General features: G+C 46.9%; 1 pseudogene. It reads left to right on the forward strand.

The window, feature by feature from the left end:
- Positions 1-413, forward strand: a pseudogene (locus tag CIK04_RS29985) (ChaN family lipoprotein); the annotation flags it as partial.
- Between the last annotated feature and the right edge of the window lie 212 nt (positions 414-625).

The following is a 625-nucleotide window of genomic DNA, read 5'->3' on the forward strand; positions in this document are numbered from 1 at the left end:
TGGCCGCCAAGGTTTGGCTTACCTCGATAAGCTAACCCAAGAAGAGCGTGGCTTTTTGGCGAGTGAGATCAACACCGGTGAAAGCGAATACAAAAGCAAGTTCATGGCGTCGATGCACCACGGCAACCAGAGCAAACCGAAAAACAGTTTGCTGCACAAGTGACTTGGGACGAAACCATGGCGGAATCTATCGTCAACTACCATCAGCAAAACCCAACACGCAAGTTATCCATGTCGCAGGAAAATTTCATATTGAGCAGGGCTTAGGCACCGCTCACTCGATTCTGCGTCGTGATCCTTCCTTAAAGGTTGTGGTGATCTCTCCGGTATCAACCATCGATGAGCAAGGCAGCGATTACCAGTTGCTGGTTCTGGAACCGCCGGTACGTTATGTGCAAAAAGCAATCAAATGAAGGCGTTTCAGGATTTAAAAAACGTAATGACGATCTGACCTGCAAATAGCGCGATTATTTCCAACTCCCATCTCACTTAGGCCTGTTTTTTGCTTGATTAAAAAGCGGCAAAACAGGCTTTTTTGCACAAGTTTTCTCCAACGCCTGCCGATAGAGTATTTAGGATTCGCTTAGGAGATGGTTATGAATCCAGTCGGTTCAAGACCTGTCGA

The sequence above is a fragment of the Vibrio sp. 03_296 genome, from assembly GCF_002265885.1.